Source organism: Kitasatospora sp. NPDC094016 (genome assembly GCF_040304045.1).
Classification (GTDB): Bacteria; Actinomycetota; Actinomycetes; order Streptomycetales; family Streptomycetaceae; genus Kitasatospora.
In genome coordinates, this window is record NZ_JBEOUK010000024.1 from 12,944 (window position 1) to 38,684 (window position 25,741).

General features: G+C 74.9%; 23 protein-coding genes. 13 read left to right on the plus strand and 10 right to left on the minus strand.

The genetic code is table 11. The annotated features are described in order from the left end of the window. Positions 1 to 81: 81 nt before the first annotated feature. Together ABT015_RS22025 and ABT015_RS22030 are read left to right on the plus strand one after the other, a co-directional pair. Complete coding sequence (locus ABT015_RS22025; RefSeq protein ID WP_350881562.1) at positions 82 to 1,017, plus strand: (2Fe-2S)-binding protein; 936 nt, start codon at positions 82 to 84, stop codon at positions 1,015 to 1,017. Between the two features lie 214 nt (positions 1,018 to 1,231). Then, entirely contained in the window at positions 1,232 to 2,290 is a 1,059-nt protein-coding gene (locus ABT015_RS22030; RefSeq protein WP_350881565.1) for a DUF2637 domain-containing protein, read from the plus strand. Positions 2,291 to 2,316: 26 nt separating this feature from the next. On the opposite strand, the gene ABT015_RS22035 is transcribed toward ABT015_RS22030, so the two are convergent. Both ABT015_RS22035 and ABT015_RS22040 read right to left on the minus strand, forming a co-directional pair. After that, positions 2,317 to 4,665, minus strand: a complete 2,349-nt coding sequence (locus ABT015_RS22035) for a SpoIIE family protein phosphatase (protein WP_350881567.1) — start codon at positions 4,663 to 4,665, stop codon at positions 2,317 to 2,319. A 439-nt stretch (positions 4,666 to 5,104) separates the two neighbouring features. Then, positions 5,105 to 5,620: an ATP-binding protein gene (locus ABT015_RS22040; protein WP_350881569.1), complete on the minus strand. Its 516-nt coding sequence runs from the start codon at positions 5,618 to 5,620 to the stop codon at positions 5,105 to 5,107. Between the two features lie 543 nt (positions 5,621 to 6,163). On the opposite strand from ABT015_RS22040, the gene ABT015_RS22045 reads away from it, so the two are divergent. The 4 genes from ABT015_RS22045 (at position 6,164) to ABT015_RS22060 (ending at position 10,404) form a co-directional block, all read left to right on the plus strand. After that, the gene (locus tag ABT015_RS22045; protein WP_350881571.1) at positions 6,164 to 6,874 is read left to right on the plus strand and encodes an urease subunit gamma; all 711 of its coding nucleotides are present in this window, start codon (positions 6,164 to 6,166) and stop codon (positions 6,872 to 6,874) included. After that, positions 6,871 to 8,586, plus strand: coding sequence for an urease subunit alpha (locus ABT015_RS22050; protein WP_350881573.1), 1,716 nt, complete (start codon positions 6,871 to 6,873; stop codon positions 8,584 to 8,586). Before ABT015_RS22045 ends, ABT015_RS22050 begins: the two co-directional genes overlap by 4 nt. 47 nt (positions 8,587 to 8,633) lie before the next feature. Further along, positions 8,634 to 9,680: an agmatine deiminase family protein gene (locus ABT015_RS22055; RefSeq protein ID WP_350881575.1), complete on the plus strand. Its 1,047-nt coding sequence runs from the start codon at positions 8,634 to 8,636 to the stop codon at positions 9,678 to 9,680. 124 nt (positions 9,681 to 9,804) lie between these two features. Next, positions 9,805 to 10,404, plus strand: coding sequence for a TetR/AcrR family transcriptional regulator (locus tag ABT015_RS22060; protein WP_350881577.1), 600 nt, complete (start codon positions 9,805 to 9,807; stop codon positions 10,402 to 10,404). Positions 10,405 to 10,450: 46 nt separating this feature from the next. Here the strand turns inward: ABT015_RS22060 and ABT015_RS22065 are convergent, their stop codons facing one another. Both ABT015_RS22065 and ABT015_RS22070 read right to left on the minus strand, forming a co-directional pair. Continuing rightward, positions 10,451 to 11,098: a response regulator transcription factor gene (locus ABT015_RS22065; protein ID WP_350881579.1), complete on the minus strand. Its 648-nt coding sequence runs from the start codon at positions 11,096 to 11,098 to the stop codon at positions 10,451 to 10,453. Then, positions 11,083 to 12,363, minus strand: coding sequence for a sensor histidine kinase (locus ABT015_RS22070; RefSeq protein WP_350881581.1), 1,281 nt, complete (start codon positions 12,361 to 12,363; stop codon positions 11,083 to 11,085). The genes ABT015_RS22065 and ABT015_RS22070 overlap by 16 nt, the downstream gene beginning before the upstream one ends. A 147-nt stretch (positions 12,364 to 12,510) precedes the next feature. Between ABT015_RS22070 and ABT015_RS22075 the strand changes: the two genes are divergently transcribed. Next, the gene (locus ABT015_RS22075) at positions 12,511 to 13,026 is read left to right on the plus strand and encodes a hypothetical protein (protein ID WP_350881583.1); all 516 of its coding nucleotides are present in this window, start codon (positions 12,511 to 12,513) and stop codon (positions 13,024 to 13,026) included. A gap of 92 nt (positions 13,027 to 13,118) precedes the next feature. Here ABT015_RS22075 and ABT015_RS22080 read toward each other — a convergent pair whose 3' ends face one another. Beyond that, positions 13,119 to 14,687, minus strand: coding sequence for a PP2C family serine/threonine-protein phosphatase (locus ABT015_RS22080; RefSeq protein WP_350881585.1), 1,569 nt, complete (start codon positions 14,685 to 14,687; stop codon positions 13,119 to 13,121). A gap of 330 nt (positions 14,688 to 15,017) precedes the next feature. On the opposite strand from ABT015_RS22080, the gene ABT015_RS22085 reads away from it, so the two are divergent. The 4 genes from ABT015_RS22085 (at position 15,018) to pth (ending at position 17,737) form a co-directional block, all read left to right on the plus strand. Continuing rightward, positions 15,018 to 15,545 carry a hypothetical protein gene (locus ABT015_RS22085; protein WP_350881587.1) on the plus strand — a complete coding sequence of 176 codons (528 nt, stop codon included), beginning with the start codon at positions 15,018 to 15,020 and terminating at the stop codon, positions 15,543 to 15,545. 103 nt (positions 15,546 to 15,648) lie between these two features. After that, a complete protein-coding gene (locus tag ABT015_RS22090) occupies positions 15,649 to 16,314 on the plus strand; it encodes a thioredoxin-like domain-containing protein (protein WP_350881589.1) in 666 nt (221 codons plus the stop codon). A gap of 92 nt (positions 16,315 to 16,406) precedes the next feature. After that, on the plus strand, positions 16,407 to 17,039 hold the full coding sequence (locus ABT015_RS22095) for a DUF305 domain-containing protein (RefSeq protein WP_402454237.1): 633 nt from the start codon (positions 16,407 to 16,409) through the stop codon (positions 17,037 to 17,039). 98 nt (positions 17,040 to 17,137) lie between these two features. Beyond that, positions 17,138 to 17,737 (plus strand): aminoacyl-tRNA hydrolase, encoded by a 600-nt coding sequence (pth, locus tag ABT015_RS22100; protein WP_502897378.1) that lies wholly within the window; start codon positions 17,138 to 17,140, stop codon positions 17,735 to 17,737. A gap of 7 nt (positions 17,738 to 17,744) precedes the next feature. On the opposite strand, the gene ABT015_RS22105 is transcribed toward pth, so the two are convergent. Next, complete coding sequence (locus ABT015_RS22105) at positions 17,745 to 19,301, minus strand: MFS transporter (RefSeq protein ID WP_350881591.1); 1,557 nt, start codon at positions 19,299 to 19,301, stop codon at positions 17,745 to 17,747. A gap of 177 nt (positions 19,302 to 19,478) precedes the next feature. Between ABT015_RS22105 and ABT015_RS22110 the strand changes: the two genes are divergently transcribed. Together ABT015_RS22110 and ABT015_RS22115 are read left to right on the plus strand one after the other, a co-directional pair. Next, positions 19,479 to 19,985, plus strand: coding sequence for a MarR family winged helix-turn-helix transcriptional regulator (locus tag ABT015_RS22110; protein ID WP_350881593.1), 507 nt, complete (start codon positions 19,479 to 19,481; stop codon positions 19,983 to 19,985). A gap of 112 nt (positions 19,986 to 20,097) precedes the next feature. After that, positions 20,098 to 20,616 (plus strand): GNAT family N-acetyltransferase, encoded by a 519-nt coding sequence (locus ABT015_RS22115; protein ID WP_350881595.1) that lies wholly within the window; start codon positions 20,098 to 20,100, stop codon positions 20,614 to 20,616. Between the two features lie 26 nt (positions 20,617 to 20,642). Here the strand turns inward: ABT015_RS22115 and ABT015_RS22120 are convergent, their stop codons facing one another. The 4 genes from ABT015_RS22120 to ABT015_RS22135 all read right to left on the minus strand — a co-directional run bounded on the left by ABT015_RS22120 (position 20,643) and on the right by ABT015_RS22135 (position 25,608). After that, on the minus strand, positions 20,643 to 21,152 hold the full coding sequence (locus ABT015_RS22120) for a methylated-DNA--[protein]-cysteine S-methyltransferase (RefSeq protein ID WP_350881598.1): 510 nt from the start codon (positions 21,150 to 21,152) through the stop codon (positions 20,643 to 20,645). Continuing rightward, on the minus strand, positions 21,149 to 22,717 hold the full coding sequence (locus ABT015_RS22125; protein WP_350881600.1) for a DNA-3-methyladenine glycosylase 2 family protein: 1,569 nt from the start codon (positions 22,715 to 22,717) through the stop codon (positions 21,149 to 21,151). The genes ABT015_RS22120 and ABT015_RS22125 overlap by 4 nt, the downstream gene beginning before the upstream one ends. A 438-nt stretch (positions 22,718 to 23,155) precedes the next feature. Continuing rightward, positions 23,156 to 24,286: a ribosome small subunit-dependent GTPase A gene (gene rsgA, locus ABT015_RS22130; protein WP_402454117.1), complete on the minus strand. Its 1,131-nt coding sequence runs from the start codon at positions 24,284 to 24,286 to the stop codon at positions 23,156 to 23,158. A gap of 326 nt (positions 24,287 to 24,612) precedes the next feature. Next, positions 24,613 to 25,608 carry a cytochrome c oxidase assembly protein gene (locus ABT015_RS22135; protein WP_350881602.1) on the minus strand — a complete coding sequence of 332 codons (996 nt, stop codon included), beginning with the start codon at positions 25,606 to 25,608 and terminating at the stop codon, positions 24,613 to 24,615. Between the last annotated feature and the right edge of the window lie 133 nt (positions 25,609 to 25,741).

Below are 25,741 nucleotides of genomic sequence, written 5' to 3' on the forward strand. Positions count from 1 at the left end.
GGCCCGGGCGGGCCACCACCCCGACCGGGCACCGCCGGGCGGTCCATGGGCGGTCCCCGGTCGACCCGATGGGGCCCGCCCATGACCGCGAGCAGCACCCGGCCCGGCCCCACGCCGTGCGCCCCCCGCACCACCGAGGCGCACGCCCTCGCCCCCGCACCGGCCGCCACCGCCCCCGGCGCGACTTCGTACCACCGGCTCACCGCGCTCGCCCCCGTCCTGCGGGTGCGCTGCGCCCCGCCCCGCCGCGGCGACGGCTGGATCCCCGCCGCCGACCTGACCACCCGGCCCGAGGCGGTCCGCGAGCTGATCGCCCACGACGCCCGGCAGGGCCTGGCCCGCTACGGGCGGCCGCTGCGCCCGGACGTGGCGGCCGGCTTCGGCCTGCACCGCGTCGTGTGGCCGCTCTCGCTGCTGTTCACGCTGCCGTGGTTCCTGGAGCGCCGGGTCCTGCTGCTCGGCCCGGAGGACGTCTCGGTGCGCCGCGGTGCCGACCGGGTGGAGCTGACGGTCCGCCCGGAGGCGTTCGCCTGCCTGCCGGACGACCCGGCGGACGGCGCGCCGCAGGCCCGTACGGTGCCGGACGCGAACGCGCTGGCCGCCGAACTGCGGTGCGCGCTGGGCGGGTTCCTGGAGCCGGTGCTGGCCGCCTTCCGGCCCGAGGTGCGGCGCGGGCCGCGGGTGCTGTGGGCGATGGCCACGGACGCGGCGGTGGAGGGGCTCTGGTACGCCGGCGGGCTGCTCGGGGAGCAGGAGCGGGCGCGCGCCGAGCTGTCCGCGCTGCTGGAGCCCCCGCAGGCGGGCGGCGCGGCGGCGGCACCGGCGTGCGCGCCCGGCGTGACCGGCGGCCCCGCTCCGGCCCCATCCCCCTTCACCCCGGGTGCCGGGTTCGCCGCGCCGGCGCCCGGGGGCGGGGATGCTTCGGGCACCGACCGGGCCCGGGCCAGCTGCTGCCTCGTGTACACCGCCCAACCGGAGGACATCTGCGGCGGCTGCCCCCGCGTCATGCGGGGTTGACGAAAATACGTGCGAGGCCAGATCCGGAAAGCCCGGAATTCCGGGAATAAACCGCTTCAAATGCATAAGAAAATGCGATTGTCGCGGGGTCAGAAATCCCTCTACTCAGCGCATTGGCACCGAATCGGCCATTCCCCCGCCGAGCGTCCGCCATGATGGTCCCCGCCATCACGACGCAGGAACGCGACGCAGGAAAGCGAGGCTGGTTCCGGCGATGAAATTGTCCGACATACCGCTCGGCTGGGCCGTCACCGGAGGTGCGGGGCTGCTGGTCAGCGCGCTCCTGGTGGCCCTGGTCCGGAGCCGGGGATCCGCCGCCGCCGGAGGGCCGGATTCCTGGGAGCGTTCCGAGGAACGGCGCCGCCGCAAGGAATCCCTGTACGGCGGCGCCTCGTACACGCTGCTGTTCTGCTGCGCCGGTGTCGCCGCCGCGCTGTCCTTCCACGGGCTGGTCGGCTTCGGGGTGCAGAACCTCGGGCTGTCCGGCGGCTGGGAGTACCTCGTGCCGTTCGGCCTCGACGGCGCCGCGATGTTCTGCTCGGTGCTCGCCGTCCGCGAGGCCAGCCACGGCGACGCCGCGCTCGGCTCCCGGCTGCTGGTCTGGCTGTTCGCCGGCGCCTCGGCCTGGTTCAACTGGGTGCACGCCCCGCGCGGCTTCGGCCACGCGGGCGCCCCGCAGTTCTTCTCCGGCATGTCCCTCTCGGCGGCCATCCTGTTCGACCGGGCGCTCAAGCAGACCCGCCGGGCCGCGCTGCGCGAGCAGGGGCTCGTCCCCCGCCCGCTGCCGCAGATCCGCATCGTGCGCTGGCTGCGCGCCCCGCGCGAGACCTACGCGGCCTGGTCGCTGATGCTCCTGGAAGGCGTTCGCAGCCTCGACGAGGCGGTGGACGAGGTCCGCGAGGACAAGCGGGAGAGGGCCGTGGAGCGCGAGCGCCGCAGACTGGCCGGCCGCCGCGAGCGGGCGGAGATCCGGGCGATCAGCCGCAGCAACAGCGCCTGGCGCGGACGCGGCGGCGGCGCACGGCAGTTGGAGTCCGGCTCGGAACCCGCCATAGCCGGCGGCCCCGCGGCGGAGCGGCCCGCCGGGCCGCGCGAGGTCGAGGCCGCCGAGGGCGCGGTGGTGCCCGCCGAGGGCACGGTGGCCCAGCCGGGCCTGCCCGCCCGCCCGGAGCGGCGCACCATCGACCTGACCGTCGACGAGGACACCGTGACGCTGCCCCGGCTGGACTCGCTGGAGCGCAAACTGAAGGACCTGGAGCAGCAGTTCGGGTAGCCGGATTCAGGCTGCGGGCGTGCCGCTCAGGCTGCGGGCGTGCCGCTGAGCTCGAACCACATCCGCTTGCCGGACCCGCGCGGCTCCACGCCCCAGGCGTCCGCCAGCGCCTCGACGAGCATCAGCCCGCGCCCGGAGGAGGCCTGCTCCCCCGGGGTCCGGCGGGTCGGCCACAGGTCCGACTCGTCCTCCACCTCGACCCGCAGCCGGGCCCGTCCGCCGTCCGCGGCGGGCTCCCGGTAGAGCCGGGCGGTGAACATGGCGTCCCGGTCGGTGTGCCGGATGGCGTTGGTGACCAGTTCGGAGGAGAGCAGTTCGGCGGTGTCGATGAACTCGGCGACGCCCCAGCGGCGCAGCGCGTCGCGCAGCTCCGCCCGGACCTCGGCGATCCGCGCCAGGTCGGCCTGGCCGATCCGGCGGCGCAGCTGCTGGGCGGCCAGGCCGCCGGCCGGACCGTCCCAGCGCAGGAGCAGCAGCGCTATGTCGTCCTCGCGCTCGCTGGAGTCGGCGGCCTGGGAGGCGATCCGGTCGGCCAGGTCCTCCAGCGGGTCGCGGGCCGACTCCTCGGCGGGCGGCAGCGGGCGGGCGAACGCCCGGGTGAGTCGGGCGATGCCCTCGTCCAGGTCCATGCCGCGCGCCTCGACCAGGCCGTCGGTACAGAGCAGCACCGTCTCGCCCGGGTCCAGGCTGAACCGGGTGACCCGGTACTCCTGGTCCGGGTCGATGCCCAGCGGCAGCCCGCCGGCCACCGGCACCACGGCGGCGGTGCCGTCCGCCCGGCGCACCACCGGGTCGAGGTGGCCGGCCCGGACGGCGTAGACCACGCCGTAGTCCACGTTGACCTCGGCGTAGGCGCAGGTCGCGAAGTGGTCGGTGTCCAGGTCGGCGAGGAAGCGGGAGGCGCGGGCCATCACCGCGGCCGGCGGGTGCCCCTCGGCCGCGTAGGCGCGCAGCGCGATCCGCAGCTGGCCCATGATCCCGGCGGCGTGCACGTCGTGGCCCTGGACGTCCCCGATCACCAGGCCGACGTGCCCGCCCGGCAACGGCACCACGTCGTACCAGTCGCCGCCGATCTGCAGGCCGGAACCGGCCGCCAGGTAGCGCACGGCGGTCGTCACCCCCGGCACCGACGGCACGGTGCGCGGCAGCATCACCCGCTGGAGGCCGGCCGCCAGTTCGTGCTCGGCGTCGTGCAGCCGGGCCCGGGCCAGGGACTGGGCGACCAGCCCGCCCAGGGTGGACAGCAGGGTGCGCTCGTCCGCGTCCAGCTCGCGCTCGTCGTCGAAGCTGACCACGCAGACGCCGATCGCCCGCCCGCTGGCCACCAGCGGCAGGAACGCCCAGGAGCCGCGCCCGGTACGGCTGGTCGGCTCCCAGACCTCGGGGTAGGACGCGCGGAACTCCTCGCGGGTCGGGATGAACACCGGCGCCCGGTGGCGCACCGCCTCGGCGGCCGGGTGCCCGGCCGGCAGCACCGTGCGGTCCCAGACCGCCAGCGCCTCGGTCCGGTAGCCGGAGGCACCGAGCACCTGCGCCCGGCCGGCCTCGAAGGAGGCCAGCACCAGGCCGTCCGGCGGCAGTCCGGGCAGCGGCAGTCCGGTGAACACCCGGGCCACGTCGCGGACGGTGACGGCTTCGGAGAGGGCGCGGGCCGCCTCCTTGATGAACCGGGAGCGCTCCTCGCGCAGCAGGGCCATCCGGTCGGCGCGGTCGCGCTTGTGCAGTTCGACGGTGGCGTCCCAGACGAAACCCACCATCCGCGAGGCCCGGCCGAAGGCGTCCGCGAGCACCCGGCCGCGGAAGCGCACCGCGCGCATGGTGCCGTTGGGCCCGACGGTGCGGTAGTAGGCGCCGCACTGACCCAGTTCGGCCACCGCGCGCTCGACCCGGCGGCGCACGACCGGCGCGTCCTCGGGGTGCAGCAGGGCCAGGAAGGAACCGGCGGTGCGGTCGAAGCGGCCCTGGTCCATGCTGTCCAGGCCGATGATCGCGCAGGCCCGGTGGTCGCCCTCCAGGATGTCGCGGCGGATGTCCCAGTCGAAGGAGCCGATGCCGTTGGCGGCCATCGCGGGCTCCAGCCAGTCCGGCATGGTGTCCGCGGAGGCGGGCGGCAGGCTGCCGGGGAGCACCGTCGCCAGCCGTCCGGCGGCGAGCGCGGGCGCCGGGCGCGGCACGGGCCGGCGCACCGCCTGCGCGGGCGGCTTCGCCCGGCCCGGCCCGGCCGCGGTGGGGCCGGCGGGGGGCTGGTCGACCGTCACGGGAGCGGGAGCGGCGGGGTTCGGACCGGTGGTGTGGGTGGCGGCTGCCTGCTGCGGTTCGACGGTGGGCGCACCGGGTGGAAGCGCCGGCCCCGGCGACTCGGGCTCAGTGGGCATGCTGCTCCTGCCGCTGCCGTGGCGGACCGTGCCGACCGTCCGGACGGGCCGCGTGGCGGTGTGATGGGTGGTGCTGGATCGGACGGTGTCGACGGGCGGGGTCGGTCGAGGTTCGGTCTCCCCGCTGCTTGCCGCACGTGGACACACATTCCCACCATCCTGTCCAATGTTGGGCCGAGCGGCAATGGCAACGGGCCGGAAATCTTCCGCTCCGCCTTCTGTTCCGGGCATGCTTCGAAGGCGAATGAATCGACGGCGAACCGTGCCGCGGACCGCGCACCCCTTCATGCGCCGCGCCCCGCGCCCGTGCTTCGCGCCCCCTGCTCCGCACCCCGCGCCCGTACTCCGTGCCCGCACCCCGCGCCCGTACTCCGTGCCCGCACCCCGCGCCCGTACTCCGTGCCCGCACCCCGCGCCCGTACTCCGCGCGCGGCCGGGCTCAGGGCATGGCGAGCTCGAACCAGGTGACCTTGCCGTCGCCCCGCAGCTGCACGCCCCACGCGTCCGCGAGCGACTCCACCAGCAGCAGGCCGCGCCCCGAGGTCGCGTACTCGGCGTCCGGATCGCGGCGCCGGCCGGGCAGCCGGGTCGTGCCGTCCTGCACCTCGATGCGCAGCCGGTGGTCCGACCCGAGCACCGCGTCGAACACCGCGCCCTTGCCGGTGTGCAGCAGCGCGTTGGTCACCAGCTCGGAGGAGAGCAGTTCGGCGGTGTCCGACAGCTCGGGCACCCCCCAGTGGCTGAGCGCCGTCCGCAGCCGCCGGCGGACCGAGCCGACCGCGACCAGGTCGGCCGGGTCGAGCGTCAGGTGCAGCCGGCGGTGCAGGGCGCAGCCGGGGGCCGAGGTGCCCGGCAGGGTCGTCCCGGTGCCGCCGGCTGCGCCCGGGGCGGGCCCGGACCGGTAGGCGTCACCCGAACTCGTCCGCTGCCGCGGGAATCGCGACTGACCGTCCATCAACACATGCCCCCGCCCTCGAATCCGGGCCCCCGCCTCCGGATCCCCCGCCGGCCGGGTGGCCCCCACGTTCTGACCACCCATCCTCATGCCCAGTTGACGGCGTTTGCAACAGTGTGCGTCCGATCACGTGGGGTGAAAGGGGCACGGGGAGGTTCACGTGATCCAACTGCCCGCGCCGGACAGGTTTGCGAAGCGCAGAGCCTGTTTTCGAGCCCGCCCCCGCTCGATCCCGCGCACACCCGGCGCCCGGGCGCCGGCCCGCGCCGCCCTCCCGCCCCCTGTCGCACCCCGCCGCGCGCCGGGCCCCGTCCCGCTCCGCGCGCCCGGCGCACCCCGGCCGCGCACCCTCCCCTCCCGGGCTGCGCCCCCGCCGCCGCGGGGCTTCACCCCCGCTGCGCGCCCGGCGAGCCGAACCCCTGCGGACCGGCAACGCTGGACACGGCGGCCCGGTCCGGGTTCAATGGCCCGAGATGTTTGAACGACGTTCTAACATCGCCCCCGAAGGCCGACCCCCTCCCCGGCGACCGCGAGCGAGGAACCGTGCGACTGACCCCCACCGAGCGGGACCGGCTGCTGATCTTCACAGCAGCCGAACTGGCCCGCGCCCGCCGCGCCCGGGGCGTACGCCTCAACATCCCCGAGGCCACCGCCCTGATCGCGGACACCGTCTGCGAGGCCGCCCGCGACGGCCGGCGCCTGGCCGAGGCCATCGAGGCCGGCCGCAGCGTGCTCACCGCCGACGACGTGCTGCCCGGCGTGCCGGACGTCGTCACCGTCGTCCAGGTCGAGGCCGTCTTCGACGACGGCACCCGCCTGGCCGTCGTCAACGACCCCTTCCGGGGCGCCGGCTCGCTCGGCGACGAGGCCCCCGGCGGCGCGCTGACCGGCGACGGCGCCGGCTACGACCCGGTCGAGGAGACGGTGCTGCTGCCCGTCCACAACACCTCCCAGGTGCCGATCTCGGTCACCTCGCACTTCCACTTCTTCGAGGCCAACCCGCGCCTCGCCTTCGACCGCGCCGCCGCCTACGGCACCCACCTGGCCGTCCCGGCCGGCTCCTCGGTGCGCTTCGACCCCGGCGCCACCGTCCAGGTCGGCCTGGTGCCGATCGGCGGCGAACGCGTCGCGATCGGCTTCGCCGGCCTGGTCGACGGACCGCTGGACGCCCCCGGCGCGAAGGACGCCGCCCTGGCCAAGGCCCGCGCGACCGGCTACCTGACCACCTTCGACGACGCCGAGGTGCCGTCATGACGTCCATCACCCCCCACGACTACATCTCGGTGCACGGCCCCCGGGCCGGCGACCGGATCCGGCTCGGCGACTCCGGCCTGATCGTCCGGGTCGAGTCCGACTCCCAGGCCCCCGGCGAGGAGTTCCTGGCCGGCTTCGGCAAGACCGCCCGCGACGGACTGCACCTCAAGGCCGCCGCCGTCCGCGACACCTGCGACGTGGTGATCAGCAACGTCCTGGTGATCGACGCCGTCCAGGGCATCCGCAAGACCTCGATCGGCCTGATCGGCGGCCGGATCGCCTCGATCGGGCGGGCCGGCAACCCCGACACCCTCGACGGCGTGGACGTCGTCGTCGGCACCGGCACCACCATCGTCTCCGGCGAGGGCATGATCGCCACCGCCGGCTCCATCGACACCCACGTCCACCTGCTCTCGCCGCGGATCATGGAGGCCTCCCTCGCCTCCGGCGTCACCACGATCATCGGCCAGGAGTTCGGCCCGGTCTGGGGCGTCGGCGTCAACTCCCCGTGGGCGCTGCGCCACGCCTTCAACGCCTTCGACGCCTGGCCCGTCAACATCGGCTTCCTGGGCCGCGGTTCGTCCTCCGACGCGGCCCCGCTCGTCGAGGCCCTGGCCGAGGGCGGCGCCTCCGGCTTCAAGGTCCACGAGGACATGGGCGCCCACACCCGCGCCCTGGACACCGCGCTGCGCGTCGCCGAGGAGTACGACGTCCAGGTCGCCCTGCACACCGACGGCCTGAACGAGTGCCTGTCGGTGGAGGACACGCTCAAGGTGCTGGAAGGGCGGACGATCCACGCCTTCCACATCGAGGGCTGCGGCGGCGGACACGTCCCCAACGTGCTGAAGATGGCGGGCGTGCCCAACGTCATCGGCTCCTCCACCAACCCCACCCTGCCGTTCGGCCGCGACGCGCTCGGCGAGCACTTCGGCATGATCGTCTCCGCCCACGACCTCAAGACCGACCTGCCCGGCGACGCCGCCATGGCCCGCGACCGCATCCGCGCCGGCACCATGGGCGCCGAGGACGTCCTGCACGACCTCGGCGTCATCGGCATCACCTCCTCCGACGCCCAGGGCATGGGCCGCGCCGGCGAGACCGTCCGCCGCACCTTCGCCATGGCCGGCAAGATGAAGGCCGAACTCGGCCCCCTGGACGGTGGCTACGGCACCACCGAGGCCGGCGACGACAACGAGCGCGTCCTGCGCTACATCGCCAAGCTCACCATCAACCCCGCCATCGCCCACGGCCTCGCCCACGAGGTCGGCTCCATCGAGGTCGGCAAACTCGCCGACATCGTGCTGTGGCGCCCCGACCACTTCGGCGCCAAGCCCCAGCTGGTCCTGAAGGCCGGATTCCCCGCCTACGGCGTGGTCGGCGACCCCAACGCCTCCACCGACACCTGCGAACCCCTCGTCCTCGGACCGCAGTTCGGAGCCCACGGCGCCACCGCCGCCGACATCTCGGTCGCCTTCGTCGCCCAGGCCGCCGCCGACGGCGCCTACCTCGACCGCCCCGCCGACGGGCTGCCCACCCGCCGCCGCCGCGTCGGCGTCCGCAACACCCGCGGCATCGGCCCCCGCGACATGGTCCGCAACGCCCGGATCGGCCGCGTCGACGTCACCCAGACCGGCCTGGTCTCGCTGGACGGCGAACCGCTGCGCTCCGAGCCCGCGGACAGCGTCTCGCTCAGCCGTCTCTACTTCCTCTGACACCTCCGCCGACACCTCCGCCGAACGCCTCCCCCTAGGACTCCCGGATGACCACCCCCACGCCCGCCTCCCTCGGCTACCGGATGCCCGCCGAGTGGCACCCGCACGACCGCACCTGGATGGCCTTCCCCACCGCCAACCCCACCTTCGACACCCCCGAGAACCTGCACGCGGGCCGCGAGGCCTGGGCCGCCGTCGCCAACACCATCGTCCGGTACGAGCCGGTCACGCTGGTCGTCAACACCGGCGAGACCGCGGACGCCCGCCGGTACGTCTCCGAGCAGGTGGAGATCGTCGAGCGCCCGCTCGACGACGCCTGGATGCGCGACATCGGCCCGTCCTTCCTGATCGACGACAAGGGCTCGCTGGCCGCCACCGACTGGATCTTCAACGGCTGGGGCGCCCAGTCCTGGGCCCGCTGGGACCACGACCAGCACATCGCCGAGCACATCAGCGAACTGACGGGCGTCCAGCGCTTCGCCTCCCGGCTGATCAACGAGGGCGGCGGCATCCACGTCGACGGCGAGGGCACCCTCCTGGTCACCGAGACCGTCCAGCTCGGCGAGGGCCGCAACGCGGACTGGACCAAGGAGGAGGTCGAGGCCGAGCTGCACGCCTTCCTCGGCACCACCAAGGCGATCTGGCTGCCGCGCGGACTCACCCGCGACTACGACGAGTTCGGCACCCGCGGGCACATCGACATCGTCGCCTCCTTCGTGCGCCCCGGCGTCGTCGTCGCCCACGTCCAGCCGGACCCCGCCCACCCCGACCACGCGGTCTGCCAGGAGCTCGTCGCCATCCTGCGCGCCGCCACCGACGCCCGGGGCCGGGCCCTGGAGGTCATCGAACTGGCCGCCCCCACCGTCCTGCTGGACGAGGACGGCGAACCGGTCGACTACTCCTACATCAACCACTACGTGGCCAACGACGCCGTGATCCTGTGCGCCTTCGACGACCCGCGCGACCAGGAGGCCGCCGCCGTCCTCGGCCGCGCCTACCCGGGCCGCACCGTCGAACTCGTCGACGCCCGCGAGATCTTCGCCAACGGCGGCGGTATCCACTGCATCACCCAGCAGCAGCCGAAGTCCGCCTGACCCCAGGCCACTCGGGGAACCCGGGCCGCCTTGGGCACCCGGGCCACCCGGCTGCCGGGGCGGGGGCACCTCCCCCGCCCCGGCAGCCTTCCGACCCCCGCACCACCGAGGGAGCGCACCGCACATGGCCGACCCCCGCCCGCGCCGGCCGGCGCGCCCCCGCGAGGAGGTCTTCGCCACCGCCCGGGCCGCGATCGCCGAACACGGACTCGCCAAACTCACCATGGCCGGGCTCGGCAAACAGCTCCAGATGAGCGCCGGACACCTGCTCTACTACTTCGGCAGCAAGGACCAGCTGCTGCTGGAAACCCTCCGCTGGAGCGAGGACCAGCTCGGCGCCCGGCGCCGCGACGCCCTCGCCGACCGCTCCCGCGACCCCTGGCAGCGGCTGGACGCCTACCTGCGCCTCTACCTGCCCGACGGGGCGGGCGATCCGCGCTGGATCCTGTGGGTCGAGGTGTGGGGGCGCTCCCCCGCCAGCGCCGAGATCCGCCAGGGCCAGCAGGAGATCGAGGCGCCCTGGCAGGCCGACCTGGTCGCCCTCATCGAGGAGGGCACCGCCACCGGCCACTTCACCCCCGGGCCCGCCGCCGACCGGGCCACCCAGATCCGCGCCCTCCTCGACGGCCTGGCCGTCCCCCTCGCCATCGGCCTCCCCGGCACCCACCGCCCCGCCGCCCTCACCCAGGCCACCGCCGTCACCGCGATCCTCCTGCGCACCTGACCCCCGGAGGCCGCGGCGGGGCGGACAGGCCGGGCGGTCCGTCAGGCTACGACTTGTTCAGGTACGTGAGGACGGCGCGGACGCGGCGGTTGGTGTCGTCGTCGTCGGTGATGCCGAGCTTGCCGAACATCGCGGTGGTGTACTTGCCGATGGCGCTCTCGCTCAGGAAGAGCCGACGGCCGATGGCCTGGTTGGAGAGCCCCTCGGCCATCAACCCCAGCACGGCGTACTCGCGTTCGGTGAGCCGTTCGAGCCCCCGGTTCAGTGGCGTGTTGGACAGCAGTCTCGCGATGACGGCCGGATCCATGGCCGTCCCGCCGTCCGCGACGCGCTCCAGGGCGCCGATGAACTGGTCGGCGTCGAACACGCTCTCCTTGAGGAGGTAGCCGACGCCGCCGGAGCCGTCGGCCAGGAGCTCCCGCGCGTACAACTGCTCGACGTGCTGGGAGAGGATGAGGACCGGCAGCCCGGGCATCTCGCCGCGGGCGGCGAGGGCCGCCCGCAGCCCCTCGTCCGACTGGGTCGGCGGCATGCGGACGTCGATGACGGACACGTCCGGGCGCCACCTGCGCAACGCGTCGAGCGTCTCGGGCCCGGTGGCGGCCGTGGCCACCACCTGGTGCCCGCAGGCCTCGATCAGGCGGACCATCCCGTCGCGCAGGAGGTAGAGGTCTTCGGCTACAACGATTCGCATGGCACCGTCATCCTGACACGGGTCGGACCGCCCGGCGGACTGGTGACCTCCAGGGCGCCGTCGAAGGCCGCCAGCCGGCGGCGCAGGCCCGCCAACCCGCCGCCGGCCCGGACGTCCGCCCCGCCCCGGCCGTCGTCCTCGACCTCGGCGACGACCGCGGCGACGACACCGGTGCCGTCCCGCGTGAGGGAGATCCGCACCCCGGACGCCCCGGCGTGCCGGACGGCGTTGGTCAGCAGCTCGGCGACACCGAAGTAGACGGCGGACTCGATCGGCGCGTCCAGGTGCAGCGGGGCGCCGGCGCTGACGGCCACCTCCAGCGGGACGTCCAGGGCGAGCGCGCGGACGGCGTCGACGAGCCCCCGCTCGCTCAGCACCGGCGGGCTGATCCCCCGGATCAGATCGCGGAGTTCGGCCAGCGAGGCGGTGGCACCGGCCTGCGCGTCCCGCATCAGCGCCCTGGCCTGGTCGGGGTCACGCTCCATCAGCTTCCCGGCGGTCGCCAGGGAGAGCCCGAGCGCGACCAGGCGGGCCTGTGCCCCGTCATGCAGGTCCCGTTCGATCCGGCGGATCTCGGCGGCCTGCGCGACCGTCACGTCCGCGCGCTGGGCGGTCAGTTCCTCGACCCGCTCCGCCAGCGCCATCGCCGGCGACGGGCGCAGGAAGCGGACCGCCACCGGCACGACCGGCCGCCAGGCGTACGGGGCGGAGCCCACGGCCACGACCGCGCCGAGCGCCCCGGCCGGGCCCGCGGCGGATTCCGGCCCGCCGAACCCGAGGACCGCGCAGGCCGCCACGACCGCCCCGGCCGGCGGGAGGCACGCGAGCAGACCGGCGGTGAACGGCGCGATCCCCGCGAACCGCAGGTCGCGCCAGTTCGCCGGATCCCGCCAGCGGACCCTCCAGCGCTGGTCCATCAGCGCGTCCCGGCGGGTGCGCTCGTAGGAGAAACCGTTCCACCAGAACCCGGTGGACATCAGCGTCACCGGCCCGGCCTGCCGGTATCCAGCGGGGATCACCGTGGCGGTCCACCGCGCGACGAGGAAGCGGACGATCCGGCAGACCGGGCGGGGCAGGGCGAGCGTGCCCACGCCCACCAGCACGAACGGCGCCGTCCACGACCACGGGTTGCCCGCCCCCCACCAGACCCCCAGCGCCACGGCCGCGGCCCACACGGCCGGCAGCAGCAGGCAGACGGCCGCCACGACGCACGCCCGCACGAACCCCACCCCGGCGCGCGCCACCCACGAACCCAGCCGTCCCACGTCTCTCCCCTTCCGTACGGTGCTCCCAACTGTGCACCGCGCCGAGCCCGCCACCGCCCCGATCGGCCGGGGAGTGGGGCCGGCCCCACCCACCCGTGGGCCCAGACCGATACCGCCCCGGCGGGGCGGTTCGTAGCGTCGGTGGACATGGACACCAACACGCACCGCACCACCACGCACCACACGGACACGCACCACACCAACACGCACCGCACGGACACGTCCGGCAGCGACCTGCCCGGCACGCCCGAGGCGGCGCTGCTCCACGACCCCCGTACCCGACGGGCCTTCGGCACGGTGACGGCCTGCGTCAAGGTCTACGGCGCGCTCGGCGCCGTCGGGTTCCTGACGGTCGTCGCGGTGGCGGGCAGCGGCCACCCGGTGAACACGTTCATGTGGGTCCGGGCGGTGCTGCTGCCGGTGGTCGCCGTGCTGCTCCACCGGCTGGCGGTCGCCGCCTCCCGAGGGTCCCGCCGGGCCTTCGAACGACTGGGCGCCCTCACCGTCGTCATGCCGATCGCCATCGTCGGCGTCGACCTGATCCCGGGCGTCTGCCCGCCCTGGTACGCCGCCGTGCAGGTCGTCTGCATGCTGCCCGTCCTCCGGGCCGCGGTCACCGTCCGCGGCTCCGCGCTGCGCGCCGCTTTTCCCAAGGCGCGCTGACCGGGCGTCGGGCGCCTGGTGTGCGGTCGGCGTTCGGCCGGTCAGTCGGTCGGTCGGTCAGTCAGTCAGTCGGTCGGTCGGTCAGTCAGTCGTCACTCGGTCCAGACGGCGGCCGCCGTACGGTCGTCGGCGTAGCCCTTGGCGCGGACCTGGACCTGGCGGAGGAAGTCGACGGTGCCGGGCGGATGCGGGTGGGCCCAGTGGGTGGACAGGAAGTGGGCGACGGCCGGCTCGTCGGCGATCGGGCGGGCCAGGCCGGGGGTGCAGAGCAGCAGCACGTCGCCCGGGGTGGCGGGGACCAGCCGGAAGCGGAACGGCCTCGGCTCCTCCGGCGGCTGCTGGCCGTCCGGGTGGTGCAGCAGGCGGGCCGCGTAGGCGTCGATCCAGTGGCCGGAGCGCAGCAGGTAGAGCCCGCCCGGACCGACCCCGAAGGCCGCCCGGTGGCCGGCCGCCGGGTCGAGCGACAGCAGCAGGCAGTGCAGCGAGGCCGGGGACGGCATGCCGTCCTCCTCGTCCCCGGGCACGAGCGCGCGCAGCGGGGCGACGGCGCCGGTGGCGAGCCGCTGCAGGCCGTAGCGCAGCCGGTCCCGGGCGCCGTCGCGCAGGTCCGCGGCCAGGCCCTCGCGGCTGCGGCCGACCGCGGCGGCCAGATGGTGGCAGGCCTCGCGGGTGCTGGTGGCGACGGCCTCCGGGGGGAGCGCCTCGTCCGCGGCGGTGCCGGTCCGGTCGATACCGGCGAGCACGGCGAGCAGCAGTCCGTCCGGGCCGTCACCGAACCTGGTGACCAGCAGCGCGTCGCGCCGCGACTCGCCCCGGTAGCGGGCGGAGTCGCCGCGGACGGAGACGGCGCGCAGGACGGACGACCCGTACTGGGCGCCCTCCAGGACGGTGTCCGGCACGAGCGCCCCGAGGACGCCCGGGTCCGCCTCCGGGACGGCGGTCGGCTCCGGGCCGTAGGTCGGCGGGCGCTCGCCGATGTGCGGCACGGTGGGGGCGCCGTCGGCGAGCGGCGAGCGGACGGCCGGGCGCGGGTCGGGGACGGTGGCGGTGGCGAGGGTGTCGGGTTCCTCGGTGGCTTGGGGCTCGGACTCGGACTCGGACTCGGGCTCGGGCTCCTCGGCGGCGGCCTCGGGTTCCGGCTCGGGCTCCGGCTCGGGCTCCGGCTCGGGTCGCGGCTCGGGTTGCGGCTCGGACTCCGGCTCGGGTCGCGGCTCGGGTTGCGGCGCGGGTTGCGGCGCGGGCTCGGGGGTGGGCTTGTCCAGGGAGACCGGTGCGGGGGCGGTGTCGGCTTCGGTTTCCCGGACGTCAGGGGCGATGACCCGCTCCTCGTCCGTCCGCTGGGGTCCGATGACGCCGATCGCGGTGTCGAACCAGTCGTCGATGCTGTCCCGTTCCAGCACCTCGTCCGCTGCCGGCACCGCTGCCGACTCCGGCTCCGGCTCCGCGTCCAGCACCGGCTCCGCGTCCAGCACCGGCTCCGGTTCGGCCGTGCGCTGCTGGCCGATGAGACCGACCGCCGTGTCGAACCAGTCGTCGACGCTGCCGTCGCCGGGGTCCGCGTGCGGGGTGTCGGGGAGGGTGCCCGCCGGGCCGTCGTAGACCGTGTCCCACCAGCCGTCGTCCGGCCGGTGCGACTGTGCGGGGGCACCCTGCTTGCTCATCTGGCGGCTCCTGGTCGGTCCGTGGTCGCGCCGCCCCCGGCGGGGCCGGACTCGACGTCATTGTCTCCAAGTGCAACGACGCTGTCCGGGTTTCGGCGACAACCGGTCAGCGCCGGGCCGTTCCCGGCCACCGCGCCCACCTCGGGTTTCACCGAGGAGTCCGCCCCTGCGTCCGCCCCCGGGTTCACCCCCGCGTTCGGTCCCGTTCCGTCCGTGCTTGCCGGATGTGCCCGGGGCAGGGCGTTTCCGGGGTGTTCGGGTCCGGGAGCGGCCGAAAATGAGGGTGGAGGAGGGGCATCGCTTCACTCGTTCGGCTGATTAAATGTGCGCATGACCGCGTCGGCCCCCAGCTCACCTCGACCGGGGAGGGCCGCACCGGCGGGCCGCCCGGCGGGTGTGCTGTGGGTCCTGCTGCTGGTCGCGCTGCTCACGACGCTGCCGTGCGCCGGTCAGTCGAAGGCGGTCGGCGCGCACGCCGCTCCGACGCCGACCACCGTCACCGCCGCCGTCACCACCGTCACCGCCGTCACCGCCGTCACCGTCACGACGGTCTCCGGTCACGCCCCGCACGCCGGCCCCACCGCCAAGGCCTCCGACCAGCGCCAGCGCGCCGGGGAGCAGCGGCACTGGACGTGGTGCACCGCCGACGGCGGGCAGCCGCGCCGTGACAACGGCTGCTCCAGCCACCCGTACTGCGCGCAGGACGCCCAGCTGCCGAACCCGCCGCCGCATCCCCAGCCGGCCGCGTCACCGCTCGCGCCGGCAGCCGAGGCGCTGCCCAGGGTGGTGCCCGCCGGGCTGCTGGACGGTCCGCATCCGGCACCCGATCTACACGAGCTGCAAGTACACCGGTCCTGAGCGGAACCCACCGCCCGGCATCCGCCGGCGGATCCGCCCCTCCCCTTCTTTCAGCTGACCGCCGCGCCTCCAGCAGCGCGCGGCGGGGACAAGGACAACCACCATGGGTTCCGCCTCGAAGCAGTCCGGCAAGCAGTCCGGCAAGCCCGGCCCGACCGACCGCCGCGCCCGGATAGCCGAGCTGCGCGCCGGCGAGCAGCGCCGCGACCGCCGCAACAAGGTCATCGCCTCGGTCGCGGCCGGTGTGCTGGTGATCGGCGCGATCGCCACCGGCACCTGGATCGTCATGGACGCCAACCAGAGCAAGAAGAAGGAGCAGGCCGCCGCCAACGCGGACATCCCGGGCGTGCAGACCTTCGGCGAGCTGAGCCGCACCCACGTCAAGGACAAGGTCAGCTACCCGATGACCCCGCCGGTCGGCGGCGACCACAACGCGATCTGGCTGGACTGCATGGGCCACGTCTACGACCAGCCGGTCGAGAACGAGCGCGCCGTCCACTCGCTGGAGCACGGCGCGGTCTGGGTGACGTACAACGGCAAGGCGACGCCGGACGACATCAAGACCCTGTCCGACAAGGTCAAGACCACCCCGTACTCGCTGATGAGCCCGTACCCGGACGAGAAGGGCACCATCACCCTGAACGCCTGGAGCACCCAGCTGATCGTGGAGAGCGCGAGCGACCCGCGGGTGAACCAGTTCTTCACCAAGTACGTCCAGGGCAAGCAGACCCAGGAGCCGGGCGCCTCCTGCACCATGGGGCAGATGTGACCGCCGACGCGGCGCCGCCCGAGGACGGCTCCGAGCACGCCGCCGAGGAGTTCGCGGACGAGGCCGGGGCGCCGCGCCCGGCCCGTCGGCGGCTGTGGTGGCCGGCCGCGCTGGCCGCCGCCCTCGCGCTGGCCCTCGGGGTGCCCGCCCTGGTGGCGAGCGGGACGTCGGCGTCCGGGTCGGCCTCGGTGGCCGTCCCGGCGGACGACTCGCCCGAGGCCGGGTTCGCCCGCGACATGGCGACCCACCACCAGCAGGCGGTGGACCTGTCGTTCATCGTCCGGGACCGCACCGGCGACGACGCGACCCGCACCCTCGCCTTCGACATCATCAACACCCAGGCCAACCAGCGCGGGATGATGATGGGCTGGATCGACCAGTGGGGGCTGCCGCAGCACTCGGCGGCCAAGCCGATGGCGTGGATGAGGATGGGCCACGACTACCAGGCCCACGACGGTTCGCTGATGCCCGGCATGGCCACCAACACCCAACTGGCGAAGCTGCGTTCGCTCAGCGGGCGGGACGCCGAGGTGTACTACCTGCAGCTGATGATCCAGCACCACAAGGGCGGCGTCGAAATGGCCCAGGGCTACGTGGACCTGGCGAAGAACGACGCCGAGAAGCGGCTCGCCCAGTCGATGGTGGTCGCGCAGACCTCGGAGGTTCAGCTGATGACCGACATGCTCACGGAGCGCGGCGCCGCCCCCGGCGTGCCCGAGTCCTGACCCACCCCACTGCGCGTGCCCTCGGACGGCCGGGGCGCGGTCGACGGTCCCGTACCGTGCGTACCGCGCCCCGGCCGTCCCGCGTCCGCGACAAGCCCCTGGAGTTCACGATGACCCCCGCCGCACCCTGGCTGATCGCCGGACTGGGCAACCCCGGCCCGTGGTTCCGGCTGACCCGGCACAACGCCGGCTTCCTGACCGTGGAGCGGCTGGCCGAACGGTACGGCGCGCGGTTCCGGCGGCGCGGGATCGGCGCCCTGGTGGCGGAGATCGAGGTCGACGGCCACCGGGTGCTGCTGGCCAAGCCGCAGTGGTTCATCAACCTGTCCGGCCGGCCGGTGTCCGGCCTGCTGCGGCGTTACGGCGTCCCGGTCGAGCACCTGGTGGTCGTGCAGGACGACCTGGACTTCGCGTTCGGCACCGGACGGCTCAAGCGCGGCGGCGGCCCCGGCGGCCACAACGGCGTGCGCTCGGTGGGCGAGGTGCTCGGCACCCCCGACTTCGTGCGGCTGCGCTTCGGCATCGGGCGCCCCCCGAAGGGGCAGAGCGTCGGCGACTTCGTGCTGAAGAAGTTCTCGGACCACGAACAGGCCGCCCTGCCAGGGGTGTTGGACCGGTGCGCGGACGCGCTGGACACGCTGGTGCGGCGCGGCCTCAACCGGGCCCAGGACGCGCTGAACGTCCGCTCGGAGGCCTAGTGCCGCGTCAGGCCTGGCGGACCGGCCGGGTCAGGGCCACGGCCGCCACCGCGACCGCCGCGAGAGCGAACAGCACCGTCCGGCCGCCGGACGCCGGGCCCGCCAGGTGGACGCCGAGGACGGGCAGGGCGGTGCCGAGTGCCGTCCCGAGGCTGCGGGCCATGTTCACCATGCCGCCGCCGACCGCCGAGCACTGCGCCGGTATCGCCCGCATCACCAGCGCGTTGTTGGCGGGCAGCAGCAGTCCCAGCCCGTAGCCGGCGAGCAGCAGCGGCACCGCCACGGCCGCCCCGGAGACCGGCAGCAGGGCGAACAGCAGCAGCCCAGCGCCCGCGAGCACCGCGCCCGCGCGGCAGCGGGCGACGTCCGACCAGCCGCGCGGCAGCAGCGCGCCGCCGACGGTCGCGGCGAGTGCGAACGCGGCGGGCAGCAGGGTGATCACCAGACCGGCTCGGGCCACCGGCACGCCCGCGCCGGTGAGCAGCACCGGGCCGAGCACGAGCGGGCAGAACAGCAGCAGGTAGCCGATCAGCGAGACCACCAGCCCGGACCGCACCCCGGGGGTGTTGACCAGGCCGGGCGCCAGGATCGGCCGGGCGGCCCGCCGTTCCTGACGGACCAGCGCGAACGCGAGGACGGCGGCGGCGAGCAGCAGGGCGGCGGCGGCCCAGCCGGGCAGCGGCAGTCCGGAGGCGGTGGACAGGGCGAGCAGCAGCGCGGTGGTGGAGCCGGTGAGCAGCAGCAGGCCGGCCAGGTCGAAGCGGGCGCCGGACGCGGTGGTGGGCGTGGTGGTGGACGCGGTGGTGGGCGGGTTCGCGGCGCGGGGAGCGGGCAGGCTCGCGGCGGCTCCTGCGGGCGGGGTCCCGGAATCGGCGGTGAGCGGACCCCCGGTACCGGCGATGAGCTGCTTCCCGGCGCCGACGGCAAGCGGGGGCCCGGTGCGGGTGCGGGGCAGCAGGAACCAGCCGGCCAGGATGCCCAGCACCCCGATCGGCACGTTGATCCAGAACACCCACCGCCAGGAGGCGTGCTCCACCAGCAGCCCGCCGAGGCTGGGGCCCAGCGCCAGGCCGAGCCCCTGGGCCGCCGCCTGGATGCCGAGCGCGCGCCGCATCGCGTGCTCCGGGACGCCGCGCGCCACCAGGGCGACGCTGTTGGCCTGCATCATCGCGCCGCCGACGGCCTGGACGGCCCGGCAGGCGACCAGCACGCCGAGGCTGCCGGCGTATCCGGCGCCGAGCGAGGCCAGGGCGAAGACGGCGAAGCCGCCGAGGTACATGGTCTTGCGGCCGATGAGGTCGGAGAGCCAGCCGACCGGGGCGAGCAGGGCGACCAGCACCAGGAGGTAGGCGAGGGCGACCCATTCGACGGCCGCGAAGCCGGCGTCGAAGTGCCGGCCGAGGGCCGGGAAGACGAGGGCGGTGACGCTGGCGGTGAGCTGGCCGAGGAAGGCCCCGAGGCAGACGGTGCCGACGGCCAGCCAGTGGGCGTGACGCCAGCCGGCTATGCCGCGCGGCCGGGGCCGCTCGGTGAGCAGCCGCGCGGCAAGGGCGGTGGCGTTCATGCCACAAATATATCGGATGCAGATATGTTCTTTCTACGACTTGCTCGTCTTCCGACGGGAGCCCGGGGACGCCGAGTTCCACCGAGCCCCAGGGGGATCCGCGAAGTTCCGGGAGGCCCCCGCCCGACGGTGGACAGTCCGCCGGACCGGCCCGTACCAGGCGATACGCTGTCCGCCATGCCGTCGTCACCACACGTCCCCGACCCCGCCACCGAAACCCCCGAAACGGCGGTCGACCACGCCCGGCGGCTCACCGACACCGTCACCCGCCTGCGCCGCGCCCTGCGCAGCAGCATCCGCACCGACTACCCGTGGGAGTCCCTGCCCATGGCGCAGGTCGAACTCCTCCAGACCCTCGCCGCCGCACCCCTGCGGGTCGGCGAACTCGCCGCCCGGCAGCGGCTCGCCCCCAACACCGTCAGCGGACTGATCGGCAAGCTCCTCGACGCCGGATTCGTCGACCGCCAGGCCGACCCCGGCGACCGTCGCACCGCCCGCATCGCCCTCACCCCGGCCGGCCGGCGCCAGCTCGACGACTGGCAGCGCGCCCACGAGCGCCGCATCGCCACCGCCCTCGGCACCCTCGACCCCACCGACCGCGACGCCGTCGTCCACGCCCTGCCCGCCCTCGAACAGCTCGCCCGCGCCCTCGCCGAGACCAGCCAGGGCCCCGACCAGGCCTGAACCGCGGCCGGGCCCGAACCCCGGCCGGCCCCCGACCGAACCCCGGCCTGCACCCCTTGGCGCCCGCAAAACCGCTGGTCACCGACCCGTACGGACCGCTACCGTCCCCGGCATGAGCACAGCACAGGTACTGATCGAGCCCTGGACGGACGCCGACCTCGCACTGCTGCGCCGGGTCAACACCCCGGAGATGAAGAAGCACGTCGGCGGCCCGGAGACCGAGGAGCAACTCCTCGTCCGGCACCGGCGCTACCTGGACTTCGTCCCGTCCGGCCTGGGCTGCATGTACCGGATCGTGCTGCTCCCCGAGGGCGAGGCCGTCGGAACCGTCGGCTACGGCACCCGCACCTGGGAGGGCGAGACCGTCCACGAGATGGGGTGGAACGTCCTGCCCGGCCACCAGGGGCGGGGCATCGCCGTCGCCGCCACCCGCGCCGCCGTCGCGGCCGCCCGCCGCGAGGCCGCCCACCGCCACCTGCACGCCTTCCCCTCGGTGGACAACCCGGCCTCCAACGCGGTCTGCGCGAAGGCCGGGTTCAGCCTCGTCGGCGAGACGGACTTCGAGTTCCCGCCCGGGCGGTTCATGCGCAGCCACAACTGGCGGGTGGATCTGCGGGCGGCGACGGGCTGAGCCGCGCCGCCGCCCGGGCGGGCGCGTCAGAACAGCGTGCCGCTCTCCAGCTCCAGCAGCCGGCGCTTGCGGTCCACGCCCGCCGCGAAGCCGGTCAGCGAACCGTTGGCGCCCATGACGCGGTGGCAGGGGCGGACGATGAGCAGCGGATTGGCACCCACCGCGCCGCCGACCGCCCGCACCGCGCGCGGCGACTCCCCCGCCAGCTCGGCGAGTCGGCCGTAGGTGACGGTCTCGCCGTACGGGATCTCGTCCAGGACGGCCCAGATCCGCCGGCGGAACTCGGTGCCCACCGGGGCGAGCGGAAGGTCGAAGGAGGTGCGCTCGCCCGCGAAGTAGGCCGTCAGCTGGGCGACCGGCTCGGCGAGCGCCTCCGGGTCGAGGACCCAGTCGTCGGCGGGCTCGGCCAGCGCGTACTTCTGCCCGGGCGCGGTGACGGTGGCCAGCGCCGCCGCGCCGCCGCCCTCGGGCAGGACACCGGACAGCAGCAGCCGGCCGAACGGGCTCTCCATGGTGGTGTAGACGGTGGTACTCATGCCTCTGCCTTCTCCGTTCCAGTGCTGGCGCTCGCGGGCCCGGCCCACAGCCGGTGCACGGCGTAGGAGCGCCACGGGGCCCACGCCTCGGCCGCGCGGGCGGCGTTCTTCGGGTCGCCGGGGGCGCCGAGCCGGACGAGGCCGTGCCTGACGCCCACGTCGCCCGGGAGGAAGACGTCGGGGTCGGCGAGGGCCCGCATCCTCAGGTAGCCGACGGTCCAGGGGCCGATGCCGGGCAGGGCCAGCAGCCGGGCCGCGGACTCCTCCCGGTCCACCCCGCCGTCGAGTCGCACCGCCCCCTCGGCCAGGGCCGCGCACAGGCCGGTGAGGGCGCGGCGGCGGGCTGCGGGCATCGCGAAGTCCTCCGGGTCGGCGGTGGCCAGCACCGCCGCCGTCGGGAACAGCAGCCGCAGGCCGCCGCTCGGCTCGGGCAGCGCGGCACCGTACTTCTCGGTCAGCCGGCCCGCCAGCGTACGGGCGGCGCTGACCGTGATCTGCTGGCCGAGCACGGCACGGACGGCCAGCTCGTGCGGGTCCACGTGGCCGGGCGAGCGCAGGCCGGGGCGCTCCCGGACCAGGGGGCCGAGCACGGGGTCGGCGCCGAGCTGCTCGTCGACCGCGTCCGGGTCCGCGTCCAGGTCGAACAGGCCGCGCAGGCGCTGGACGGCGGTCGGGAGGTCGCGCAGGTCCGCGAGCAGCAGGCGGCAGTCGAGCCAGCCGCGGGTGCGCGGCTCGCCCGGCGCCAGCCCGTCGACCTCGGCGATGCCGTGCCCGTACGGGAGCGCGAGGGTGCGCCGGTAGGTGCGGACGCCTGCACTCGGCCCGGGGACGACCTCCTCCACGCCGGGGACGGCGCGCAGGGCGAGGAAGTCGATCAGGTGGTCGCTGTCGAGCGCGCCGCGGTAGGCCAGGCGCAGGGTGAGGCCGCCGGCCGGGGTCGCGACGCGGCGGCCGGCCACGACCTCGGCGCGCAGACCGCTGGGGGTGCGGTCGTAGACCTCGCGGACGGTGTCGTTGAACTGCCGCACCGAGGCGAAGCCGGCGGCGAACGCGATGTCGGTGACCGGGAGTTCGGTCGTCTGCAGCAGCAGGCGGGCGGTCTGGGCGCGGCGGGCGCGGGCCAGCGCGATCGGGCCGGCGCCCAGCTCGGCGATGAGCTGGCGCTGGAGCTGGCGGGAGCTGTAGCCGAGGCGGCTGGCCAGACCCGCGACGCCCTCGCGGTCCACCACGCCGTCGCCGATCAGGCGCATCGCGCGACCGACCAGGTCGGCCCGGTGGTTCCACTCCGGGGAGCCCGGCACGGAGTCGGGGCGGCAGCGGCGGCAGGCGCGGAAGCCTGCGCCCTGGGCGGCCGCGGCGCTGGGGTAGAAGACGCAGTTCACGCGCTTGGGGGTCACGGCGGGGCAGCTCGGTCGGCAGTAGATGCCGGTGGAGGTGACGGCCGTGAAGAAGACGCCGTCGAAGCGGGCATCGCGGCTGTCCACGGCTCGGTACCGGATGTCGTCGTCGATCACGCTGTCCAGTCTGCGGCACTGGGAGGGGGGTGACTGGCGGAAATCGGACATGGCCGTTGGGGGCCCTCCCCTCCCCCCTCCCCCACCCTCCACCCACCCATCCCGAGCACCGGCGCGGCGTGGGCCCATCCCGAGCACCGGCGCGGCGTGGGCCCATCCCGGGCACCGGCGCGGCGTGGGCCCATCCCGGGCACCGGCGCGGCGTGGGCCCACACCGGGCACCGGCGCGGCGTGGGCCCACACCGGGACCCATCCAGAGGGCCCGCATAAGGGGACCCACGCCGGCGGAAGAGCGCGCCTCAGCACTCAGCGCACGCACGCGTTGCTCGCGGTCCGCCCACCGGCCAGGGCGGCTCGCCGTCCACGGTGACCCGGGTTTCACCGTGGACGACGCCACCGCGGTGGCCCTGAGGCACTTTCGGCTGCCGGCCCGCCCGGCCTCCTGATGTCCTCGTCGGCTTTCCTGGTCAGCTCCTGGTCAGCTCCTGGTCAGCGCTTCACGGGGCCTCCCGCGGCGCGCACCGACTTGGAGAGCGACTTCCACTTCTTCGCCCGGGCCGAGGCCAGTCGGGCGTCCGAGCGGGAGGCGATCCACTCGTTCTCGCGCTGGAGCTTGAGGTAGCTGTCCATCCGACGCTGCGGCAGGGTGCCGTCGGCGAGCGCCGCCTGCACCGCGCACCCGGGCTCGGTGTGGTGTCCGCAGTCGTGGAAGCGGCACTCCTCGGCCAGTCCGGCGATGTCGGCGAAGGCCAGGTCCACGCCCTCGCCACCGTAGAGGCCGACCTCGCGCAGCCCGGGGGTGTCGATGAGCACACCCCCGCCGGGCAGCGGGATCAGTTCACGGGTGGTCGTGGTGTGGCGGCCCTTCTGGTCGACCGAGCGGGCCTCCTGGACGGCCATCGCCGTGACGCCGGCGAGCGCGTTGGTGAGCGTGGACTTGCCGACGCCGGACTGGCCGATCACGGCCGTGGTGCCGGGCGTGCAGGCGCGCAGCACGTCCATGCCCTCGCCCGTCCCGGCGCTGACCACGAGCACGGTCACGCCGGGCGCGACCGCCTCGACGTCGGCGCGGATGAACTCGGCGTCGTCCACCAGGTCGGCCTTGGTGAGGACGACCAGGGGGTCGGCGCCGGACTCCCAGGCCAGGGCGAGGAAGCGCTCTATCCGGCCGAGGTCCGGATCGGCGGCGAGCGAGGCGGCGATCAGGACGGTGTCGACGTTGGCGGCGAGCACCTGGCCGTCGGAGCGCTTGCCGGCCACCTTGCGGATGATCGCGGTCGAGCGGGGCAGCAGTGCGGTGACGGCGGCCATCGGCCGGGCGTGGAGGTCCACGGCGGCCCAGTCGCCGGTGCACGGGCAGTTGATCATGTCGGCGTCGCCGACCGGGCGGGTGTCGAGCCGGACGGTGCGCGGCTCGCCCGTCTCCGGATCGGCGAGCACGGCGTCGCACTGGCCGCGGTCGACCCGGACGATCCGGGCCGGGATCAGCCCGGCCTCGGCGAGTGGGGTGAAGAGTTCGGCGAGCTCGGGCGTCCAGCCGTAGCCGGAGAGCGGCAGCTCGTCGGAGAGGGAGCCAGAGGGGGTGGAGGAGAACGACGAAGTGGAGGCAGCGTTGAACAACGCGGTGGGCCCTTCGGGAGGAGATGATCCCGGCGGGCTGCGGCTGGCGCGGAAAGGGTCAGCCGGCGGCCGGGAAGAGGAGGTGAACGCGAGTGCTGCCCAAGGCAGCTATCGGGGCGACAACGACCACGGGGTTCACCTCCTGCTCTCTACTCCTCGGGCGGCCGTGAAGGCCCCCGATCTGGACGGGAGAAACGCTAGCTGGTCGGGGTGGCGGGGCCAACTGATTTTTGACCTGCGGAAACGCGGTGAAGGGAGCTACAAGGGGCCAACATTGGACCCACAAAAGTGCGGGCTCGCCGCGCCCGGGAACCCGCCGGAGCCGACTACCCGCCGTACCGGTGCTTGAGGTTCGGGTCGTCCAGCCACCAGGGCCGCATCCCGGCCTCCTCCTCGGCCGGCAGCCCCGCCGCCTGCGCCTGCGCCGCGGCCTCCTCGAAACGGGCGTCGAGTTCGGCGTCCACCGCCTTGATCTCCTCCCGCCCCTGCACCACCATCCGCCGTACCAGCGCGGCCAGGAACGGCAGCCCGACCAGGTCGCCCAGCACCCAGAGCATGTTGCCGCCCCAGGTCTGGTCCTGCGCCAGGCTCGGCCCCCACGGCCGCCCGAGCGCCACGTAGTAGTGCTCGGCGACCAGGTGGCCGCCGTAGATCAGCACCAGCCCGAGCCCCGCGTCGAAGATCACCTCGGCGAAGGTGATGAACAGCCCGACCAGGTGCGGGTACTCGCGCCCGACCGGGTCGATCTGCAGCCGCGGCCAGAAGTACGCCAGCCCGAGCAGCACCAGCGCCAGGTGCAGCAGCACGTTGCCGAACGCGCTGGACACCGACTCCTCGTACCAGGGCGTGAAGTAGAGCAGCCACGGCGGGGCCATCAGCAGCGCGGTGGAGACGGCCGGGAACATCAGCACCTTGGACGGCCGGCTGCGCAGCGCCCGCAGGATGCGCTCGCGCCGGGCCGGCGGCGCGGCCGCGACCAGCAGCGAGACCGGCGCGCCGAGGGCGAGCAGCAGCGGGACGAGCATCAGCAGCAGCACGACCTGGACGGCCCGGTCGGTGAACAGGATCCGCTCGTACACGCCGAGGCCGGAGCAGGTGCACCAGATCCACAGCAGCAGCCCGCCCAGGAAGGCGGCGGTGCGGGACGGCTGCCAGCGCTCGCCGCCCGCCCGGTGGACGGTGCGCACCGCGGCCAGGTACCAGCCGCCGAGCAGCACGGAGAGGGCGAGCACCAGCGGTTCGGCCGTCCACGAGGTGGCCAGGTCGGACCACTGCCAGGGCGGTGGTCCGCTGTAGGCGAGCACTCGCACCGCGCCGTCCATCCGTCCGCCCACCTCGTTCGCGCGCTGCCGCCGCCGGCGCCGTCCGGCGGTCCGTCGGGCGCCGCGGACCGGACCGCGGCGCCCGGCCATGATGGCCTCCCGGCCGGGGCCCGCCGCGCCCGGGGCCCGCCTC

Bases quoted from the DNA above. Each gene is read 5' to 3' on its own strand.
- ABT015_RS22085 (WP_350881587.1), top strand. From the start codon at position 15,018: ATGACCGCGTCGGCCCCCAGCTCACCTCGACCGGGGAGGGCCGCACCG.
- ABT015_RS22135 (WP_350881602.1), bottom strand. From the start codon at position 25,608: ATGGACGGCGCGGTGCGAGTGCTCGCCTACAGCGGACCACCGCCCTGG.
- ABT015_RS22125 (WP_350881600.1), bottom strand. From the start codon at position 22,717: ATGTCCGATTTCCGCCAGTCACCCCCCTCCCAGTGCCGCAGACTGGAC.
- ABT015_RS22120 (WP_350881598.1), bottom strand. From the start codon at position 21,152: ATGAGTACCACCGTCTACACCACCATGGAGAGCCCGTTCGGCCGGCTG.
- ABT015_RS22030 (WP_350881565.1), top strand. From the start codon at position 1,232: ATGAAATTGTCCGACATACCGCTCGGCTGGGCCGTCACCGGAGGTGCG.
- ABT015_RS22115 (WP_350881595.1), top strand. From the start codon at position 20,098: ATGAGCACAGCACAGGTACTGATCGAGCCCTGGACGGACGCCGACCTC.
- ABT015_RS22105 (WP_350881591.1), bottom strand. From the start codon at position 19,301: ATGAACGCCACCGCCCTTGCCGCGCGGCTGCTCACCGAGCGGCCCCGG.
- ABT015_RS22040 (WP_350881569.1), bottom strand. From the start codon at position 5,620: ATGGACGGTCAGTCGCGATTCCCGCGGCAGCGGACGAGTTCGGGTGAC.
- ABT015_RS22080 (WP_350881585.1), bottom strand. From the start codon at position 14,687: ATGAGCAAGCAGGGTGCCCCCGCACAGTCGCACCGGCCGGACGACGGC.
- ABT015_RS22075 (WP_350881583.1), top strand. From the start codon at position 12,511: ATGGACACCAACACGCACCGCACCACCACGCACCACACGGACACGCAC.
- ABT015_RS22050 (WP_350881573.1), top strand. From the start codon at position 6,871: ATGACGTCCATCACCCCCCACGACTACATCTCGGTGCACGGCCCCCGG.
- ABT015_RS22055 (WP_350881575.1), top strand. From the start codon at position 8,634: ATGACCACCCCCACGCCCGCCTCCCTCGGCTACCGGATGCCCGCCGAG.
- ABT015_RS22065 (WP_350881579.1), bottom strand. From the start codon at position 11,098: ATGCGAATCGTTGTAGCCGAAGACCTCTACCTCCTGCGCGACGGGATG.
- ABT015_RS22025 (WP_350881562.1), top strand. From the start codon at position 82: ATGACCGCGAGCAGCACCCGGCCCGGCCCCACGCCGTGCGCCCCCCGC.
- ABT015_RS22090 (WP_350881589.1), top strand. From the start codon at position 15,649: ATGGGTTCCGCCTCGAAGCAGTCCGGCAAGCAGTCCGGCAAGCCCGGC.
- ABT015_RS22110 (WP_350881593.1), top strand. From the start codon at position 19,479: ATGCCGTCGTCACCACACGTCCCCGACCCCGCCACCGAAACCCCCGAA.
- ABT015_RS22060 (WP_350881577.1), top strand. From the start codon at position 9,805: ATGGCCGACCCCCGCCCGCGCCGGCCGGCGCGCCCCCGCGAGGAGGTC.
- ABT015_RS22035 (WP_350881567.1), bottom strand. From the start codon at position 4,665: ATGCCCACTGAGCCCGAGTCGCCGGGGCCGGCGCTTCCACCCGGTGCG.